Here is a 19,156-nt window from a genome sequence, read left to right as displayed (position 1 = left end):
TTAAGTCAATTTATATTAAGTGAAATCTTTTTTTCAAAACTTATGTTTAAATCACTTAAAATATTTACAGCTTCTTCAAGATAAATATCTTTTTTTAGTCCTTTCACCCATCTATCTCTTCTTATTTCTAAATCCTTTGTTGGTCCATTTTTTTCATACGAATCAGGAAGCCATTTGATAGATAATCCTGAATTAAAGTCTTCTAGGGCTTTAAATCTGAGAGAATAAGATTTATCTTTATTTTTTTCATTAATATACTTTTCATATTCTAAGTTATAAGTGAAATCATTTTGTTTTAATTTAATCCATTCTCCTTGCTCTAGTATCAATTTCACCAAAGGATTATTTTCTATACGATCTTTACTTTTTGAAATTATATTATTATACTGAATAATTTCTGTCCAAGATGAATAATTTGCAGGACTAATCCTATCCCAAACTAACGGGTTTGGTTGATCCTTCTCTCCAATCTTGATTGAATTATATCTGCTAGGAAAAACGATATCACTCTTCACACCTTCTAACTGAGTAGATCCACCATTTATTCTATAAAACTTGTCTGTAGTAATCTTTAAAGCCCCTAAATCACCATATTGATTCAAATTAATTATTTGATTTAAATCAATTACATTTTGGACTGTTCCCTTTCCATAAGTCTGATTACTTCCTAATATAATAGCTCTTCGATAATCTTGAAGAGCTGCAGCTAAAATTTCAGATGCCGATGCAGAAAACTCGTTAACTAAAACAACTAATGGTCCATCCCATATTAAAGATGGATCTGTATCCTTTAAAATTTCTTTTCTACCTCCAGTACTTTTAACTTGAACAACTGGACCCTCATCAATAAAATATCCAGTCATATCAACAACTGTTTTCAAAGATCCCCCACCATTATTTCTTAAATCAATAACAATTCCATCTACTGAATTGTTTTTAAATTGATTTAATACTTTTTTTACATCTGTTGCTGCATTGCGTTCTCCATAATCTTTAAAATCAACATAAAACTTCGGGAGTTCAATTAAGCCAAATTTCTTTTGATCTTTTTCTATGATTGCACTTTTAGCATAGGACTCTTCCAATATGACCACATCCCTCTCTATTGTAACATTCTCAACAGTTCCATTTACTCTTTTTACAGTTAAAATTACATTGGTTCCTTTCGGACCCTTTATTAATTTTATTGAATCATCTAGTCTCATTCCAGATATTTCAATTGGATCTTCATTGGGTTGGGCAACCATTAAAATTTCGTCACCGGGTTGTAACGAATTATTTTTCCACACTGGTCCTCCAGAAATAACCTCTACTATTTTAACCTTTTCTTGTCTTTTAGATAATCTTGCACCAATTCCTTCAAACTTGCCAGACATGCTTGTGTCAAATAGTTCTTTTTCTTTAGGGGGAAAATAATATGTATGAGGATCAAATTCTGAAACAACTGCGTTAACAAATAAGTTGAAATAATCTTTTCGCGTAACCTCACCTATCATTTCGAAATATTCATCTATATTTTGACGAGTTAGAATTCTTGCTTCTCTCTCAAGAATACTATCTTTCCTAATAACATAGGAAGGATCACTGTCTTTTTTGGATAATTCTTGCTCTTTTTTACTTACAAATCTATCGAGTGTTGAAAGTTTAAATCTTTTCCTCCAAATTTCCTTTAATTGAGATAAATTTTTGGCATAAAGTGTTTCTTTAAAATTTAAGGTTGTTGACTCATCGATCGTGAAATCAAACGGATTTACTAGTAAACCTGGATAAAAATTTTTTACTTGCTCAATCCGAATTTTGTATTGATCATATGTTAAATTGAAGAAATCAACTTTTGCTGATTTTAATTGATTGTCAATCTCTAATTTATATCTACCAAAATTATCAATATCAGATTTTAGTAAATACCTGTGCTGTCCATCCATTGTTTCTAAATAAGAATTGAAAACATTTTTAGAAAATTCATCATTCATCTCTTTAGGATCATAATGTCCTTTATTGATGACGTAAGTTATAATCTCCAAGAGTAATTTATCTTTATCTGAGTTGTTAAATTTTGGGTGAGAAAAACTAGAAAAAAGATTTACAATAAATAATAAAGAAAATACAAAATCAAAAATTCGCATATTGAGTTTTAAAATTATAAATTTAACCATAAATGTAGCTAAAATGAAGAACCTTATGGCATCAGAAAACAAAAGTTTATCTTAAATTATTAAGTCTTATCAAACCTTAATTAAATATTAATCTTATGTCAAAAAAATAAATGTCAAAAAGACCACTAATACTCATAACAAATGATGATGGAATAACTGCCCCAGGTATTCGCGCATTAATAGGTGTGATGAATAAAATTGGGGAAGTTGTTGTTGTTGCTCCAGATAGACCTCAGTCTGCAATGGGACATGCAATAACGATTAACTCAACTCTTCATTGTACAAAAATTAAATTAGACAAAGGACCGCAGAAAGAATTCAGCTGTTCTGGGACTCCAGCAGATTGTGTAAAACTTGCAGTCAACGAGTTACTGGACAGGAAACCGGATATATGTGTGTCAGGAATTAATCATGGATCAAATTCATCAATTAATGTGATTTATTCAGGAACAATGAGTGCGGCTTTAGAAGCTGGAATACAAGGGATTCCGGCTATAGGTTTTTCATTATTAGACTACAGGTGGGGAGCAAACTTTGAACCACTAAAACCAGCAGTTAGAAGTATTACTGAAAACGCAATAAAAAATGGTATTCCGCAAAATGTAGTATTAAATGTTAATTTACCTAAAATTTCATCTCGAAAAGAATTAAATGGTATTAAAGTTTGTAGGCAAGCCAGAGCGCATTGGATTGAAAAGTTTGATAAAAGAACAAACCCAATGGGTAAAGATTATTATTGGCTTACTGGAGAATTTATTAATGAAGACAAAGGGGAAGATACTGACGAATTTGCGCTAGGTAAAAACTTCATTTCTATTGTTCCCGTTCAATATGATCTAACTGCTCACCATGCAATTCAAGAATTAAATACATGGAATTTTGAATAAAAAAGAGATTTTTACTGGATTTATTACCGGTTCACTAGCTACTGCTTCATGTATAATATTTTTAACACTAATTTTATCTGATCTACCCATTGAGAATAGCTGGAAACAATTGTATTATCAAAAAAAGCTCGGTAGCTTAATTAGTTTAGGTGCATTAATTAATTTAATACTATTTTTATTTGCAATAAAAAAAAATAAAATCTCATTTGCAGCCGGTCTAGTAATACTATCATTATTTTTAATATTACTTATTGTTGTTTTAAAAGTATTTTAAAATGAAATATTACATTATCGCTGGAGAAGCCTCGGGAGATCTTCATGGGAAATACTTGATAAATGCTATTAAATCTAAAGATGAGAATGCCGAAATTCGTTGTTGGGGTGGCGATTTGATGAAAAGTGTAGGCGGAGAACTAGTAAAACATTATAGAGAATTATCCTTCATGGGCTTTTGGGAAGTTTTAATAAATATTTCAAAGATTCATAAAAACTTAAAATTCTGTAAAAGTGACATAAGTAACTTCAAACCAGATGTGATTGTTTATATTGATTATCCAGGGTTTAATTTAAGAATTGCCAAATGGGCTAGAGAAAAAGGATATAAAAATCACTACTACATAAGTCCACAGGTCTGGGCATGGAATGAAAGTAGAGTAGCTTCAATGAAAAAAAATATAGATTCATTGTATGTTATTTTACCATTTGAAAAAGATTTTTTTGAAAAGAAGCATAACTACAAAGTTAATTATGTTGGACATCCACTAATGGAGCATATTCCAAAATTATATGTCAATGAGAATGCTGTTAGAAAAATTGGTTTAGATCTTAAAAGACCTATAATTTCATTTTTACCTGGAAGTAGAAAACAAGAAATAAATAAAGTTTTACCAGAACTTATTAAGATTCAAGATCAATTTCCTGATTATCAATTTGTCATTGCTGGTGCTCCTGGAAGAGCAATTGGAGACTATAATAAAATTCTTAAAAATTCCTCAATACCAGTGGTTTTTAATGAAACTTATAATCTTATAAAAATATCTAAAGCTTGTATTGTAACAAGCGGAACCGCAACATTAGAAACTGCATTAATTGGAACTCCTCAGATTGTTTGTTATAAAAGTAGTTTACTAAGTTATTTTATCGCTAAGAATGTTGTCAAATTGAAGTACATTTCATTAGTAAATATTATCATGAACAAAGAGGTAGTTCAAGAACTCATCCAAACAAATTGTAATTCCAAAAAAATATCAGACTCTCTAAGAAAAATTTTAACTACTAATAAGATAATTACAATGAAAAAAGATTACAAAAATTTATATCAACTTTTAGATAAAGGTGGAGCTAGTAAAATAACCTCTGATTTGATATTTAAAAGCATCTCTAAATAAAATATCATCATTTGATTCTAAATCTAGGTCGAAAAAATTTCTTGTACTTTTCAAAATCCTGGGCTGTTGAAAAAACTTGATAATCTCCCTGTTTTATCATCTTTAAATATAATTCCATTTGATGAGTATTTAAATACCCAACGACAGGTGTAATCAAATCTCCTTTCTCACTTAAGAATATGGTAGTAGGATATCCGTTTACACCCAGAAATTGACTAAATTGATGTGTGCTATTTCTTCTTGATTTTCTTGACTCGTCATAGTTTGGGTTTTCAAAATTATTACCAAAAAAACTAATTTTTTCGTTACCTTCTCCATTAAATTTAACTGCATAATAAAATTGGTTTACATAGTTCACCAGGTCAGGGTTTGTGAAAGTTTTTTTATCCATTAGTTTACAAGGACCGCACCAAACAGTGTAAACATCCATCATTATTTTTTTTGGCTCACTCTTTTGAGCTGCCAAAGCCTGGTTTAAGGTCATCCAATTAATTTCTTGTCCAATCAGTGAATATTGCGAACAAAAAACTAAAATAAAAATTATCTTAAATTTAAAAGACATATATATTAATCTTAGTTAACTCCGTGCATCATTTTGACTATTTTTTTATTTGCTATAAGCATAACAATTCCAGCGGCTGTTGGTATTATTGTAAACATAAGGAAGAAAATACTCATTCCGTAATCCTCAACAATTGGATCAATATAACTTCCGGTAAATCCTGCAGCAGTATTTGCTATAAAGTTGGCAACAAACCAAACCCCAAACATTAAACCTACTAGGTTTTTCGGTGCCAACTTACTTACATATGACAAACCAACAGGTGAAACACACAACTCTCCCATCGTATGAAAAAAATAGGCAAGTATTAGGAAAATCATACTTACAGATGCAGTTTTTGCTCCTAATGGAATATCGATTGAACCATATGCTAAAATAGCAAAACCTATAGCTAATGATATAAGTCCAAAACCGAATTTGAACGGTCCAGATATGTTATACTTGCTTTGCCATACTTTAGAAACAAGAGGAGCAAATACTATTATATAAAAAGAATTTAAAATCGCATACCATGAAGCTGGAACTTCAGTAGATTGATTTTTAAACTCTCTACCTAACATCCAAATTATAATAAACCAAATAATTATAAAACTTAGAATTAAAAAAATATTAGACAGTTTATAGGTTGAATAAGTATTTAAGCTAAGCAAATAAATTATATAACTTATAATTATCATTGGGACAATAGTAATCAATGAGTTGAATATTTTAAATATAAAAGCGCCATTGCCTTCTAAAAGTCTATCCGTATAATCAGCGGCAAAAATCGTCATTGATCCACCAGCTTGTTCAAAAGCCCACCAAAAAAATATTACACAAAAAGAAAAAATAACAATTACTAAAAGTCTATCAAATATTATATTTGAAGAAACTTTATTTTTATTATTAAGTAAGTTATCATCAGATTCTTCAAGTGAATTTGAATTGTCAAAAACTCCTATCGAACCAAATATCTCTTGGGCATAATAAAATTGTAGCATGCCCAAAAACATAAAAATTCCAGCTAATCCAAATCCATAATGCCAGCCTATATTTTCACCAATATAACCACACAATAAAATTCCTAAAAATGCCCCTGAATTAATTCCCATATAAAAAATAGTATATCCGGCATCTTTATCTTGACCTTCGGTTTTATATAATTGACCTACAATTGAACTTATATTTGGCTTAAAAAACCCATTACCTATGATTAAGCAAACTAACCCCAGATATAGAAAAAACCCATTAAATACTTCCAAAGTCATAGCTGCATGGCCAAGGGTCATAACTAATGCACCTATTATTACAGCTTTTCTATATCCCAAAAATTTATCTGCAATGAATCCTCCAAAAATTGGAGTAATGTATACAAGTCCAGTATATATTCCGTATAAGGCAAGCGCTTCACTTCTCTCCCATCCCCATCCACCTTCAGTAATAGACGAAACTAAAAAAAGAACCAAAATTGCTCGCATTCCATAATAAGAAAATCTTTCCCACATTTCAGTGAAAAATAAAATATAAAGTCCGGAGGGTTGTCCCAGGATTGTTTTTTGATTTAGTTCACTTCCGTTATATATAGAATTCATCTCATAAATTATTTAGGATAAAATTAGTCATTTTTGAATAGAGATGGTTTTGTGTATTTCCCCCGTAAATTCCATGATTTTTATCAGGATAAATCATCCATTCAAATTGTTTGTTGGCATCAATTAGAGCTTTAATCATTCTCATTGAATTTTGAACATGTACATTATCATCACCTGAACCATGAATTAGTAAATATTTTCCCTTCAATCTGTCAGCATAATTTATTGGAGAGTTTAAGTCATATCCTCCAGGGTTTTCTTGGGGGGTTCTCATAAAACGCTCAGTATATATTGTATCATAAAACCTCCAATTGGTTACAGGGGCAACAGCAATGGCCATTTCAAAAACATCGTTACCAAGTAATAACGAATGGGTGGCCATATGGCCTCCATAACTCCAACCCCATATGCCAGTTCTATTTTCATCTATGTACGGGAGTAATGAAAGCTTTTTAGCAGCTGATATTTGATCTTGAGTTTCTAATTCACCCAATTTTAAATATGTCATTTTTTTAAAATATTCTCCCTTAAAACCTGTTCCCCTTCCGTCAACACAGGCTATGATATAATCTTTTTGAGTTAGCATTTTATGCCACAAATCTCTATTATTCCCCCATCTATTTGTCACTTGTTGAGACCCAGGTCCAGAATATTGAAAAAATAACAAAGGATATTTTTTTGATGGATTAAAGTTTATAGGTTTTATAAAGTACATATTAAGGTCGTTTCCATTGATTCTTAATTCTGTAAATTCTTTATCTGGAAGATTATATGTCTTTAGTTTATTTTTTAATTCTGTATTATCAAGAAGAACTTTTATTGTAGATCCATTTTTAGAGGACTTCAAAGTATATTTCGGTGGGGTTATTTGATCAGAATAAGTGTGTATAAACGTACTTCCATCTGAACTGAAAATAGCCCCATTGTATCCCGACTCATTTGTTAATGGTCTCATACTTAAACTATTAAAATCTATAGAATAAACACCTCTTTCAATCGATGATGATTTTGCAGCACCAAAATAAATTTCTTTTGTCTTTTGATTAAACTTATATAAAGATGTAACCTCCCAATTCCCACGAGTAATTTGTTTAAGAATATTTTCTTTTATGTTGAAATGATAAATATGATTATATCCATCTCTCTCACTTAACCAAAAGAAGTTATTATTCTCTAAAAAATTCAAATCGTTTTTTACATCAACATATTGAGTAGATTTTTCTTCAATTAAAAGCTTTGATTTACTTGTCTTAATATTATATAGGTGAAGTTTCAAATCATTTTGTTTTCTATTGAGAGTCTGAATCGTTAAAAGAGAAGGATCGTTAGTAAATTTTATTTTAGGAATATAATATGGATTTAAATTTTCATTTAAAATAACTTTAGATTTCTTGCTTTCTTTAGGATAAAAAAGATGAAGTGATACTTTTGAGTTTGATTCTCCAGCCTTTGGATATCTAAATTTATATGGATATTGATACAAATTAGTTCCATAAATATCCATTGAAAATAAAGGAACTTTTGATTCGTCGAATCGCATATAAACTATTCTTGAACTATCTGAACTCCATTCAAATGCTCTAACAAATCCAAACTCTTCTTCATATACCCAATCTGTTATTCCATTGATAGTTTGCTCATCTCCATCGTTTGTTACTTGAATAATTGTATTATCAATTAAATTTTTAATAAAAAGGTTTCTATTAAAAACAAAGGCAACTTTATTTCCATCAGGAGAAAAATGGGGTTCTTGAATTTTTTTACTGTAAACCATTTTTAATGATTTATCTTTTCTATTGTAAACCCAAAAAATACCTTTGATTGAACGCCTATATATTTTCTCTTCTTTGGTTGTTATTAATATATTTCGCTCATCATTTGAAAATTTATAATCAGTAAAAAAAGGGACTAATAATTCATTTTTGGAGCTTAATACTATTTCTTCATTTTTAGAAGAATCGTAGTATCGTGAAATTATTTTTGAATAACCCTTACTTAAATCAATGACAGTATACTTATTCCCATCTTTCATTGAATTTAATGATTCCAGTCTGATTGGAGAGAATTTATCGTTCCAAATATCATCCAAATTTAATTGCTTTTGAGCGGATAAAAGAAAAGTTCCAAAAATAAATAATACAAGTAATTTTTTTTTCATTTATCTAAATGATTTAATGTTCTAAAATAGGGAAATTAGATAGTTTTAAAAAATCATTCTGAAAAGATTGGAAATGAAAATACATATCTTTGAGTTTTAAAACGAAAAAATGAAAAACGAGATCTCTGGATTTTCTAAACTCAGTAAAACCGAAAAAATAGAGTGGATAACTAAATCTTTTTTTAATAATCCTGAAAAAGCCAAGAAAAAACTTAGTACATATTGGAACTTAAATCCAGAAATACAACTAAAACATGATGAATTTATTGAAAATACGTTAAGTAACTTTTACATGCCCTTGGGTGTTGCTCCTAATTTTTTAATAAATAATAAAAGCTACACAATTCCAATGGTTATTGAAGAAAGCTCAGTTATAGCTGCAGCCTCAAATTCTGCAAAGTATTGGTTGAAACGAGGAGGATTTAATGCAAAAGTTATAGATATCGAAAAAATTGGTCATATTCATTTCACTTACAGTGGAATTAAGAAAAATTTAGTTGCTTTTTTTGAAAAAAACAAAAGCATCCTTTTAGAAAAATGTGATGAAATTACTTCTAATATGAAAATTAGAGGAGGAGGTATATTATCCATTGAGTTAAACGATAAAACAAATGCTCTAGATAACTATTTTAAGATTTGTGTAAAGTTTAATACTGTGGATTCAATGGGAGCTAATTTTATAAACTCCTGTTTAGAGATAATAGCCTCGTCTATGAAAGATTTATCCTTAAAATCTAATTTGATTGATGGCAATGATTTGGATATTATAATGAGTATTTTATCAAACTATGTTCCTAATTGTCTCGTCAAAAGCTGGGTAAGTTGCCCTGTGAAAGATCTTGGTGAAAATGGTCAGTTATCACCCGATGAATTTGCGAAAAAGTTTGTTCAAGCAGTTAAGATTTCAGAAATTGATAAATACAGAGCTGTTACTCACAACAAGGGTATAATGAATGGGATTGATTCAGTTGCTATAGCCACAGGAAATGACTTTCGTGCTATTGAGTCTGGAATTCATGCATATGCTTCAAAAAATGGTTCTTATGAAGGTCTCACTAAGGCTAGTATTATAGATAACATCTTTACTTTAGAGATTACAATTCCTTTATCTGTTGGTACTGTCGGAGGATTAACTAATCTACATCCTCTTGTAAAATGGTCGTTGGAACTATTAAAAAATCCAAATTCTAAAGAATTAATGAAAATAATTTGCGTTGCCGGATTAGCACAAAATTTTGCAGCTATTCGCTCATTAATTACATCTGGAATTCAGAAAGGTCATATGAAAATGCATCTATTGAACATTTTAAATCAAATAGGAGTCAAAAAAGAGGAAAAGTTAAAGGCGATTGAATATTTTAAAAACGATATTGTTAGTCATAAAAAGGTTGAAAAATTTATAAGATCATTGTAAATGAATAACTATTATAGTAATGGTAAAGTTTTACTTAGTGGAGAGTATGGTATTTTATATGGAGCAGTCGGAATTGGCCTTCCAACAAAAATGGGGCAGAACCTATTAATTCACAATCGAAATGATGATTTAATAGAATGGATTAGTTTCAATATGGATAAAAAAGTTTGGTTCAATTGTGACTTTAAAATTGATAATTTAAATATCATTAAAACTAATGAGATTAATATTGCAAAAAGACTTCAAAAAATATTAATAATTGTTCGAGAATTGAATAGAGATATTTTGCGTTCTGGAAAAACAATAATAACGTCTCTTGATTTCGATTTTAGGTGGGGGTTAGGCTCTTCTTCAACCTTAATAAATAATCTAGCTCAGTGGGCGAAAATCGACCCATATAAGTTATTGAACGAAACATTTGGAGGGAGCGGGTATGATATTGCTTGTGCGTCAAATAACTCTCCCATTTTATTTTCACTGAATTCAAATAAACAAATAATAAAACCTGTAGTATTTAATCCAAAATTTAAAAATAATTTATTTTTTATATATCAAAATAATAAACAAAATAGTCAGAAATCAATTAAAGATTTTAAAAAAAAGATTTCTATCGAAAAGTCAACATTAGAAAAAATATCTAAGATAAGTCTTGATTTATTATCTGCTTTAAATGTAGATGAATTTACAAATTCAATTAATTGTCATGAAAAAATTATAAGTAAACTGTTGAAAATAAATCCTCTTATTGAGAAATTTCCTGATTATAAAGGGGCTGTTAAAAGTCTCGGGGCATGGGGAGGTGATTTTTTTCTAGCAATAGGACCAATCAACTCTTTAGAGTATTTCAAAAGAAAGGGTTTTAATATAGGCTACAATTTTAATGACTTTATTTTATAAATTAATAGTAAAGTGATCTGTTGTCCACAATAAAAGCTGATGATTTTAAAGCTTCGTAGATTGCTATGTTTATTCTAGCATTTTCAGCCGACTTAAGAGTATTAGAATAGGCAGAATAATTTGCTAAATCCTCAGCAATCTTTTTAGTTATTAATTTTATTTTATATAAACCTTTTTTTCCACTTATAAAATTAGATATCTGCTTCTCTTTAAGAGAAAATGCAGCTCCAATAACATATGGCTCTTGACCTGACCCGACTAAAACAGCATTTAATTGGGTTAAAGCTGAGGCAGATTGAATCTCTGAATCTGAATTTTTAGATAGCTCTTCTAGAGAAGTAAATTTATCGTATTTAGCCCTTAAAATTTTAGCTTTTTTTTCATTCTTCAGAACTTCAAAAACATCAAGTCTTGCTTCGTCAACATCAGCAGTTTTCATATCTCTTATTTTTGTTATTTGAACAATAACATAACCGCCTGAAGAAAGCGTGAATTTTCTAATATCACCCACATTGGAGTCTGAATTAAATGACCATTGTACAATTTGTCTTTGATTTGGTAAACCAGGAAGATTATCATCTAAAATATTGACGTAATCGACTTGTCTTACGTCTATTTTTTGTGATTCGGCTATGGAAATAAATTCATTTTTTTTAGCCTTGATTGTCTCCATTTCAAAAGTTGTTGCTAACTTAAATATACTGTTTGAGGTTAATTCAGAGGGGACTATTGGCTGCACAACATCGGCCATTAATAAAATATCTTGTTTTTCTTTTATATTGATTATGTGAAATCCAAACTCTGTTTCCACTAATCCAATTTTACCAATTTTATTTTTATTTGCAAAATCATAAAACTCTTGAGCCATGTAACCCTCTTGGAAAAAACCTAAATCCCCACCTAAAACATTTGATGGCCCATCTGAATTATCTTTGACTAATTCTTCAAAAAGCCTAGGATTCCTTCTTATTTTTCTAAAAAGACTACTAGCTTTTCTTTTTGCATCATCCTTACTCCTAACAATTGATGGGTTAGACTTTTCAGAACCCTCATATGCAACAAGTATGTGACTTGCACGTATAGAACCTCCTTTTTTTCTATCTATAATTCTAGATATTTTAAAATTATCACCATCCTTGTAGGGACCAAAAACTTCCCCTTTAGAAAGGTTAAACAAAATTTCTGCATACTCGCTAGATAACTGGCCTTTGGGTTTAAATATAGAATCGAATGGCTCAGAAGAATATTGAGAAATAAAATCAGAAACATTTTTAATATTTTTAAAACCTATTATTGTGTCATTAAGTTTTGAAACATCATTATATTCTATTTTATTTTCAATGATTGACTCCAAGTAATTTCTTTGATTAACGATATCTTGCTCTGAAGCTTCTTCACTAAACAAAACATATCTAACTGACCTAGTAGGCTCTCTTTTAAATTTATCAGGATTTTCAGAAATATAATTTTTAATTTCTTTATCAGAAATTGATATTAGACTATCTGGTATCTGTGCATATGGAAGCTGAATGTATTCAATAGAAACCTGATCATTTTCCATATGATATGCATTTTTTCCTTCATAATTTGTAAAACCTGCACTTGATTTGACTAAATCAAGGTAAATTTTTTCTTTTGCTAAACCGATAAGATTTGCTTCTTGAGATTTCCAATTTTCATATCCATCCGGATTATTGGTTTTCATTGAAACTATAAAGTTTGTGAACAAGCCGAAATCAAAGAAACCAGATTCATTCAAGAATCGACTATCATTCAAGAAAGCATTATTTGAACTAATTATTTCTTCTAGTTGCGCCTTTCCAGCATCTATTCCCAATATTTTGTATTCTTGATTCAGAATAGTATTTCTTATTGTTTGATCCCAAACCAATGAAACAGATTGAAGTGTTGAGTAATTATAATTTCTTTCTGTTTGCTCAACATTAAATCTAAAAAGATCTATGTCAACTTCTGCATCATTAATAACGGCTATAGGGTCTGAAGGAGATGTGTTATCTAAATTACTGGTAAATACACCTGAGATTACAAAGGCAAAAAGTGCCATCCCTATAACAATAATTAAAAAAAATGATCTTTGCCTGATTTGTCCTAGTACAGCCATAATTATATTTTAGTTTTGGATCGATTGCGAATTTACAATTTCCATAGGGTTTTAAAAAATTAAAATCTTAAAAATAAGTTCCTCACTAGGTTAAATATCCTCATTTAACTCTAAAAATATCTTTTCAATTTTAGTGGACGAAACTTCTAATATTGTAATTTTAAAATTATCTATATCAATAATATCCAGCTCGTCAGGAATTTCTTCGGTATGAAACACGATCCATCCGCCTAATGTTTCATATAATTCGTTTTCGATAATACCCAGCTGATAATTTTGATTGATATAATCAACCTCAAGTCTTGTAGAGAACTCAAACTTATTTTTTGAAATAACTTTTTCTATATGATCAATTTGATCATGTTCGTCCTCAATCTCTCCAAATAATTCTTCAACGATATCTTCAACCGTGATTAATCCAGATGTTCCACCGTATTCGTCTAAAACAATTGCCATGCTACTTCTTTGTTTAGAAAGAAGTTCTAAAACCTTATTTATTTTCATTGGTTCAGGAACAAATGAAACAGGTAAAATAATATCTTCTATTTTTTTTGGGAGTTTAAACATTTCAAATGCATGGATGTACCCTACAATATTATCTATAGATCCTCTGTAAATTGGGATTTTAGAAAAGCCTGTTTTTATAAATATTTCTTTTAGTTCTGCTGATCCCGTGTAAATATCAACTGCAATTATTTCAGTTCTCGGAACCATCGTTTCTCTAGATCGTAGGTCTGAAAAATCTAGTGCATTTTGAAATATTTGAATTTCTGGATCAATCCGATCTTTATTTCTCGCACTTTCTATTTGATTTTCAATATAATCTCCCAATTCAAGTTTGGAGAAAGATAGCTGAACTTTATCAGACTTTGTTTTAAAAATATTTTTTAAAATCCAGTCTGTTAAATTTATTATGGCAGAAGTGAAAGGGCTGAACAAATAGAAGAAAAAAGCTGCAGGTATTGCAAAAACCTTGATTGATTTATGAGCATATAACCTAAAAAAAACTTTTGGTAGAAATTCAGCCGTTATTAATATTATAAGTGTTGAAATTATGGTTTGATATAATAAAATATCAAGTCTGATTTGATTTTGAGTATTAATCTCTGGAAATAGAATGCTTATTATTCTCTCACCCATGAAAATCCCATAGATAACTAATGATATATTGTTCCCCACTAACATAGTAGCAATAAATCTAGAAGGATTTTTAGTACATTTTTTTAAAAGTCTGGAACTATATCCCTTTTGTTTTTTTTGGATTTCTAAAAACAATCTATTAGATGAAACAAAGGCAATTTCTAACCCAGAGAAGAAGGCAGAAAATAATAATGAAAAAATAATTATAAAATCAGTAATTATCATCAGTCTTAGTCTGATTTATTTTTGGAATATTTTTTTCGAAAGTATCTACGAAAAAGGGCCATAAAAACAGAAACAACAACAAAAAATATGAAAATATAGGACTTTTGCCTGTTTAATTGCCAATTTTGGGAAACTTGAAAAAGAGAGATTGTAGCAATTACCCAATATAAAATTTCAGATATTAAAAGTCTTTTCATTTTCAATTTTTATTTTACAGAGTCTCTAACTGCAATAGTACCCGTAAGTCTTCCTGTTTTGAATTTACTAAATTCTTTATTAGTATCCAATCTAGTTGCTGATATCTCATAATCTGAATCTTTAAAATCGAATGGAAACTCTGTAAAAACCCAATTATTAGAGGAGTCCCAATAAATCTGATCTGAAGTCAGTTCCGCACCATTATTTGATTTAATCAAAACATTTCCCTGTAAATCAATTAATTTTGTTAAATCATACATAATGGCATAATCGGCTGTAACTACATTTTCATTTTCATTTTCATCATAAAAAACTACTTTAACTCCCTCGGGGAATTCAGAATATTTAAAAGAAAGGTTTGTAAAGTCGATATGCTTACTAGCTGTTAAAATTGCCGATACTCTCATTGAGTCTGTATATACCATTCTTACATTGGAAGCTGTTCCAATAGGTTCTTTTTCGTATAAATTTATTTCTGTAAGAGCTTGTTTATTATCTAAACATGAATAAAAAAATATTATTGATAATATAGATACTCTATTTATCTTTTTTAATAAGTTTTTAAACATTATAATTTCGGTACAGTAATGCTGGCTCCAACCCAACAATTAAAGGTAATTTTAGTGCCTTCATTTGCCTGAGAAAATATATCAGTTTTACTTGGCGCTCTTCCCATATAACTTTCAGCAGTTTTTATTGCGGACTTTTTAATTGATGCATCTACTCTACCAGCTTTTCTTGCAACATCAGCTGCTAACCAATATATTGCACGTTTATCAAATTGATTTTTACCACAATCATTAGCACTTGAAGCATAAAGATTTGCTATAAGTAAATACGCACGTCCCATTGAAGGTTGATTCCTTAGTGCTTTTTGAGCATATTTTCTAGCTGATTGTTTTCGACCACTGTTTTTAAATTTAACAGCAATTTTATATAAAATTTTTGCTTTTTTATATTGATCTGTTTCTAATGAAATTGATTCTTCGAAGTATCCTAAAGCCTCAGAACTTTTACCTTTTTTGTCATTCAATAAGCCAAGATAATATGCCGAGTCAGCGGATGGATCCAAATTATGAAGAGCCTCAACAAGAGTCACAAACAGTGGATCATCTGAACATTCTTTGCTATCCATTCTACTTGCAGCTCTTTTCAACCATGTTGGGTCTGATTTATTTTCCTCAAAATTTCTTTGATATAGTGGAATTAAGTTTTTGCATGTAGCCTCGATAGCAATTATTGCATCTAAATTCGATAAAAATATACCAATAGCTCTTGAGTTAACGTTATATACTCTTTTGTTTTTTATTTCTCTTTTAGTAAGAGGTTTACCATTCTCCTCCTTTATTAAAATTTTATCTAATTTTTTTGATAGATTGGTTGATTCAAACTCAAATTTTTCAGATATTTCTTCATACATATTGAACAAAAGTTCTGTTGTTACATTAGTATCTGTGTCCTTGTATAACTTATATAGAGTGTCAAAATAGTTGTACAAACCTTTAGGGTTTGTAAAACTTGCTGGATCTTTTTTATATGCCTCGTCAAAAACTTCATAAACTCCAGCGTTATCAGCCATTTTATAATCTATTAATGCTTGCGCTTTTGTACTTAATATGCTCCCCACTTTACTTATCCCTTTTCTTTCAGGAAAATTAATTATCCAGTCATCGTATAGAGAAATAAGATCTTTTTTAAAAGACTGCTGTTCTTCGTTAGTGGAATTTTTTATTTTATATTTCAAAATTCTTTCGCCATAAGAGTAAATTGCTAGATTTAATTTTGGACATTCATTCAGAACTAAAATCCAAGGGTCATAGGCGGCATCGTAATTTTTAATTTTTGCAGATTCTGCAAAAATTGATAAGTTATTCAAACATTTTTCGTTCGATTGACCATTCGCAAAGTTGAAGGTCAATAAATATGAGATTAAAAGGTATTTAAAAATCTTCATGTCTTCTGTTTTGTTAGTTATACTTTCTTTTTATGAACCAAATATCATTGAGCGAAAATCCAAATCTAACTGCCCAATAATTTTCTTCAATTAAATTACTGTTTTTTGTTCCAAGTTTACCAATTTCAAAAGTAACATTTGTATTTGAATACCCTGCCATTGGCAAACCTAACCCAAATGTAATACCATTTTCTTTAATTGACTGATTGTTTATTTGATACCCCTTATCTTCAAATCTAAAACCAAATCGATAAACTATCCTTTTCCAATAAGATGTTATAGATGTATATTCAGGTATGTAAAAACCACCAAGTCCAAATCTTGCTGCATCCTCGTAGGTTATACTTTCTTGATTTACAAATTCATTTATGAAACTACTATTATTAGATTTATTATATTGAGAACCAAGGAACCATTTCTTATCTTTTCCAATACCCAAACCAATTGAATATGTTCTTGGAAGTATAAATTTAGTTTTATCAAGACCCCTTTTAGCTAAATCCGTCTCCTCAAAGTCTCCCAACTGGTCTCCATTAAGGAGGGATCTAGTATAGACAATCTGAACGTTTTGTGAGGTGAGTTTAGATTCTGGGCTAAAGCTAACTAATCCATGAAATTCTAAGTTTTGAAACGGAATAGTAAAACCAACAGAAGCTTTAAAATTTATCCCTGACAAACTTGAATTACTCTCAAGATATGTTCCATTTTCAATACCATCAATTATTTGAGTTTTTCTGTATGTTATGTCTCCAAATCCATAATTTGTTGAAAGTCCAATATTTAAACCTTTTGCAGCTTTAAACCCAATATTTAAAAAAGCATTATTTATTCCACCTTCACCTGTAAATCTGTTGATTGCATCAATCTGATTTGTTTGTGTTACTTCTTCAAGCAAATAGCCAACTGAACTAAAAGGAGTAATTCCGAATCCAAATCCAAAACGTTTTGTTGGTATAGAGACTCCAATGTAGTCTATGGCTGAAGTAGTAACTTTTTGAGATTCTGAGTTATTAGATAAAATATTGTTTCGATAATTAACACCAACAGAATATGTGGTCACCTTTAACATACCATAGCTTGCAGGATTATTTATATTGGGATGTATCGAGTCTATGTAAACATCAATACCACCCATTGCTCTATTTAAATGATTTCCCCTAAAATTGGTTTCACCAAAACCAATATAAGAGTATGGTGATCCGGTTCCAACTTGGGCAAAAGATGGTAGACTAAGTAAAACGATAAAAAACAGAATTATTTTTTTCAAAATCCTTTTGTATTCAATTTTAAAAGGGAATATAATCCCTTAGCTAAAAAAATATGATTGGCAAATATGCCATTTTTTATTTGGTTTGCCAACTTATCACTGTCTCCTCCTGTTAAAATGACTGTTAAATTTTTATAAATTTTCGTGTAATATGCTATTTGATTTTCAACCTCCGCTTTTATGCCATAATATATTCCGGAATGAATACTTTTTTCTGTCGAAGTACCATGAAAATTATCTGGCAAATGAAAATCTAATTGAGGTAGTTTTGAGGTATATAAATTCAGACTCTTATATCTTAGCGAAAAACCTGGACTTATTGATCCTCCAAAATAATCTCCAAGGTCATTTACAAAATCATAAGTTATACAAGTTCCTAAATCAATAACTAAACAGTTTTTTTTAGGGTATTCAACTACTACTGAACTTATAAGACTGATTCTGTCTGCCCCCAAAGTTTCAGGCGTTTTATATTCTATTTTAAATGGTAATTCAATTTTATGTGAAACCCAAATAACTTTACATTTAGCTATTGACTCGAAAATAAAATTATCAATTCCAAAAACATCTGAAACTATAATAGATCTACAATTAGGATTGTTTTTTATCCAGGTTTTAAATTCTTCAATTATCTTGTCAGTCGCCCAATAACCATGATCCTGAATTTTTTCAATATTAAAAACAGAATATTTAGAGAAGGTATTTCCAATATCTAAAACTAGATTCATAACTATCATTTATCTATAAATCAAAAATACCAAAAGATTTTTATTAGTAATGATTTGTTCTAGTCTAAAAAGCCCATTATATTTGCTACACTTTAAAATCCGGTACCTTAGCTCAGTTGGTAGAGCAAAGGACTGAAAATCCTTGTGTCCCTGGTTCGATTCCTGGAGGTACCACATTTTAACCCTGTAAGTCTCTTATTTTACAGGGTTTTGTATTTTATATCCCTCAATTTGTTCCAAATCTTGTTCCAAATATGGTATCACTATTAACTAAAGATTAAGTTAGATCATAAATTATTCTATAGTTATAGGCTCCCCTCCGGACGATGAACATAACTTAACATCTAACACTTGATAATCTTTACAGAAAAGGACAGGGAACCGAACCGATTTAACTTCTGTTAAATCTAACAGAAGTTCAACAAGAGATATTGTTTCTAAAGAATTAGGAATATCATCTTCTCAACTAAAAAGGTTGGTTTATATATA

Annotated in this window: 16 protein-coding genes and 1 tRNA gene; 6 read left to right on the top strand and 11 right to left on the bottom strand. The window is 29.7% G+C overall.

Going from position 1 to position 19,156, the window contains the following annotated elements; translation table 11 throughout:
- Positions 1 to 5: 5 nt before the first annotated feature.
- Complete coding sequence (locus AC3ATN_RS05580) at positions 6 to 2,126, bottom strand: carboxy terminal-processing peptidase (protein ID WP_487532247.1); 2,121 nt, start codon at positions 2,124 to 2,126, stop codon at positions 6 to 8.
- Between the two features lie 140 nt (positions 2,127 to 2,266).
- Between AC3ATN_RS05580 and surE the strand changes: the two genes are divergently transcribed.
- From surE to lpxB, 3 genes are read left to right on the top strand one after another with little or no spacing between them, the layout of a single operon-like run.
- A complete protein-coding gene (surE, locus tag AC3ATN_RS05575; RefSeq protein WP_487532246.1) occupies positions 2,267 to 3,043 on the top strand; it encodes a 5'/3'-nucleotidase SurE in 777 nt (258 codons plus the stop codon).
- Complete coding sequence (locus AC3ATN_RS05570; RefSeq protein ID WP_487532245.1) at positions 3,036 to 3,317, top strand: hypothetical protein; 282 nt, start codon at positions 3,036 to 3,038, stop codon at positions 3,315 to 3,317. Before surE ends, AC3ATN_RS05570 begins: the two co-directional genes overlap by 8 nt.
- Position 3,318: 1 nt before the next feature.
- Positions 3,319 to 4,431: a lipid-A-disaccharide synthase gene (lpxB, locus tag AC3ATN_RS05565; RefSeq protein WP_487532244.1), complete on the top strand. Its 1,113-nt coding sequence runs from the start codon at positions 3,319 to 3,321 to the stop codon at positions 4,429 to 4,431.
- Positions 4,432 to 4,438: 7 nt separating this feature from the next.
- Here lpxB and AC3ATN_RS05560 read toward each other — a convergent pair whose 3' ends face one another.
- Genes AC3ATN_RS05560 through AC3ATN_RS05550 form a run of 3 tightly spaced genes read right to left on the bottom strand, consistent with a single transcriptional unit; the run spans position 4,439 to position 8,722 of the window.
- The gene (locus tag AC3ATN_RS05560) at positions 4,439 to 4,993 is read right to left on the bottom strand and encodes a thioredoxin family protein (RefSeq protein ID WP_487532243.1); all 555 of its coding nucleotides are present in this window, start codon (positions 4,991 to 4,993) and stop codon (positions 4,439 to 4,441) included.
- A gap of 11 nt (positions 4,994 to 5,004) precedes the next feature.
- Positions 5,005 to 6,564: a peptide MFS transporter gene (locus AC3ATN_RS05555; protein ID WP_487532242.1), complete on the bottom strand. Its 1,560-nt coding sequence runs from the start codon at positions 6,562 to 6,564 to the stop codon at positions 5,005 to 5,007.
- 1 nt (position 6,565) lies between these two features.
- Positions 6,566 to 8,722, bottom strand: coding sequence for a S9 family peptidase (locus tag AC3ATN_RS05550; protein ID WP_487532241.1), 2,157 nt, complete (start codon positions 8,720 to 8,722; stop codon positions 6,566 to 6,568).
- Positions 8,723 to 8,831: 109 nt separating this feature from the next.
- On the opposite strand from AC3ATN_RS05550, the gene AC3ATN_RS05545 reads away from it, so the two are divergent.
- Positions 8,832 to 10,136, top strand: coding sequence for a hydroxymethylglutaryl-CoA reductase, degradative (locus tag AC3ATN_RS05545; RefSeq protein ID WP_487532240.1), 1,305 nt, complete (start codon positions 8,832 to 8,834; stop codon positions 10,134 to 10,136).
- Positions 10,137 to 11,033 (top strand): GYDIA family GHMP kinase, encoded by an 897-nt coding sequence (locus tag AC3ATN_RS05540; RefSeq protein WP_487532239.1) that lies wholly within the window; start codon positions 10,137 to 10,139, stop codon positions 11,031 to 11,033.
- A gap of 1 nt (position 11,034) precedes the next feature.
- Here the strand turns inward: AC3ATN_RS05540 and AC3ATN_RS05535 are convergent, their stop codons facing one another.
- The 7 genes from AC3ATN_RS05535 to AC3ATN_RS05505 all read right to left on the bottom strand — a co-directional run bounded on the left by AC3ATN_RS05535 (position 11,035) and on the right by AC3ATN_RS05505 (position 18,667).
- The gene (locus AC3ATN_RS05535; protein WP_487532238.1) at positions 11,035 to 13,155 is read right to left on the bottom strand and encodes a peptidylprolyl isomerase; all 2,121 of its coding nucleotides are present in this window, start codon (positions 13,153 to 13,155) and stop codon (positions 11,035 to 11,037) included.
- Positions 13,156 to 13,245: 90 nt separating this feature from the next.
- Positions 13,246 to 14,520: a hemolysin family protein gene (locus AC3ATN_RS05530; RefSeq protein WP_487532237.1), complete on the bottom strand. Its 1,275-nt coding sequence runs from the start codon at positions 14,518 to 14,520 to the stop codon at positions 13,246 to 13,248.
- 5 nt (positions 14,521 to 14,525) lie between these two features.
- The gene (locus tag AC3ATN_RS05525) at positions 14,526 to 14,717 is read right to left on the bottom strand and encodes a hypothetical protein (RefSeq protein WP_487532236.1); all 192 of its coding nucleotides are present in this window, start codon (positions 14,715 to 14,717) and stop codon (positions 14,526 to 14,528) included.
- 9 nt (positions 14,718 to 14,726) lie between these two features.
- The gene (gene lptC, locus AC3ATN_RS05520) at positions 14,727 to 15,287 is read right to left on the bottom strand and encodes an LPS export ABC transporter periplasmic protein LptC (protein WP_487532235.1); all 561 of its coding nucleotides are present in this window, start codon (positions 15,285 to 15,287) and stop codon (positions 14,727 to 14,729) included.
- The gene (locus tag AC3ATN_RS05515; RefSeq protein WP_487532234.1) at positions 15,287 to 16,672 is read right to left on the bottom strand and encodes a hypothetical protein; all 1,386 of its coding nucleotides are present in this window, start codon (positions 16,670 to 16,672) and stop codon (positions 15,287 to 15,289) included. The genes lptC and AC3ATN_RS05515 overlap by 1 nt, the downstream gene beginning before the upstream one ends.
- Positions 16,673 to 16,685: 13 nt before the next feature.
- Positions 16,686 to 17,939 carry a BamG family beta-barrel-assembly machinery protein gene (gene bamG / locus AC3ATN_RS05510; protein ID WP_487532233.1) on the bottom strand — a complete coding sequence of 418 codons (1,254 nt, stop codon included), beginning with the start codon at positions 17,937 to 17,939 and terminating at the stop codon, positions 16,686 to 16,688.
- Positions 17,936 to 18,667, bottom strand: a complete 732-nt coding sequence (locus tag AC3ATN_RS05505) for a type III pantothenate kinase (protein WP_487532232.1) — start codon at positions 18,665 to 18,667, stop codon at positions 17,936 to 17,938. Before AC3ATN_RS05505 ends, bamG begins: the two co-directional genes overlap by 4 nt.
- Positions 18,668 to 18,768: 101 nt before the next feature.
- Here AC3ATN_RS05505 and AC3ATN_RS05500 point away from each other — a divergent pair.
- Positions 18,769 to 18,841, top strand: a tRNA-Phe gene (locus tag AC3ATN_RS05500).
- Positions 18,842 to 19,156: the final 315 nt, after the last annotated feature.

The organism is Candidatus Marivariicella sp. (assembly GCF_983056325.1).
The sequence above is the reverse complement of the archived record's forward strand: the minus strand, read 5'-3'. Positions and strand labels throughout refer to the sequence as shown.

What these genes read in the sequence shown, in the direction of transcription:
- AC3ATN_RS05580 (WP_487532247.1), bottom strand. Translation starts at nt 2,126, where the DNA reads ATGCGAATTTTTGATTTTGTATTTTCTTTATTATTTATTGTAAATCTT.
- AC3ATN_RS05560 (WP_487532243.1), bottom strand. Translation starts at nt 4,993, where the DNA reads ATGTCTTTTAAATTTAAGATAATTTTTATTTTAGTTTTTTGTTCGCAA.
- surE (WP_487532246.1), top strand. Translation starts at nt 2,267, where the DNA reads ATGTCAAAAAGACCACTAATACTCATAACAAATGATGATGGAATAACT.
- AC3ATN_RS05505 (WP_487532232.1), bottom strand. Translation starts at nt 18,667, where the DNA reads ATGAATCTAGTTTTAGATATTGGAAATACCTTCTCTAAATATTCTGTT.
- lptC (WP_487532235.1), bottom strand. Translation starts at nt 15,287, where the DNA reads ATGTTTAAAAACTTATTAAAAAAGATAAATAGAGTATCTATATTATCA.
- AC3ATN_RS05530 (WP_487532237.1), bottom strand. Translation starts at nt 14,520, where the DNA reads ATGATAATTACTGATTTTATAATTATTTTTTCATTATTATTTTCTGCC.
- AC3ATN_RS05535 (WP_487532238.1), bottom strand. Translation starts at nt 13,155, where the DNA reads ATGGCTGTACTAGGACAAATCAGGCAAAGATCATTTTTTTTAATTATT.
- lpxB (WP_487532244.1), top strand. Translation starts at nt 3,319, where the DNA reads ATGAAATATTACATTATCGCTGGAGAAGCCTCGGGAGATCTTCATGGG.
- AC3ATN_RS05540 (WP_487532239.1), top strand. Translation starts at nt 10,137, where the DNA reads ATGAATAACTATTATAGTAATGGTAAAGTTTTACTTAGTGGAGAGTAT.
- AC3ATN_RS05525 (WP_487532236.1), bottom strand. Translation starts at nt 14,717, where the DNA reads ATGAAAAGACTTTTAATATCTGAAATTTTATATTGGGTAATTGCTACA.
- AC3ATN_RS05515 (WP_487532234.1), bottom strand. Translation starts at nt 16,672, where the DNA reads ATGAAGATTTTTAAATACCTTTTAATCTCATATTTATTGACCTTCAAC.
- AC3ATN_RS05555 (WP_487532242.1), bottom strand. Translation starts at nt 6,564, where the DNA reads ATGAATTCTATATATAACGGAAGTGAACTAAATCAAAAAACAATCCTG.
- AC3ATN_RS05550 (WP_487532241.1), bottom strand. Translation starts at nt 8,722, where the DNA reads ATGAAAAAAAAATTACTTGTATTATTTATTTTTGGAACTTTTCTTTTA.
- AC3ATN_RS05545 (WP_487532240.1), top strand. Translation starts at nt 8,832, where the DNA reads ATGAAAAACGAGATCTCTGGATTTTCTAAACTCAGTAAAACCGAAAAA.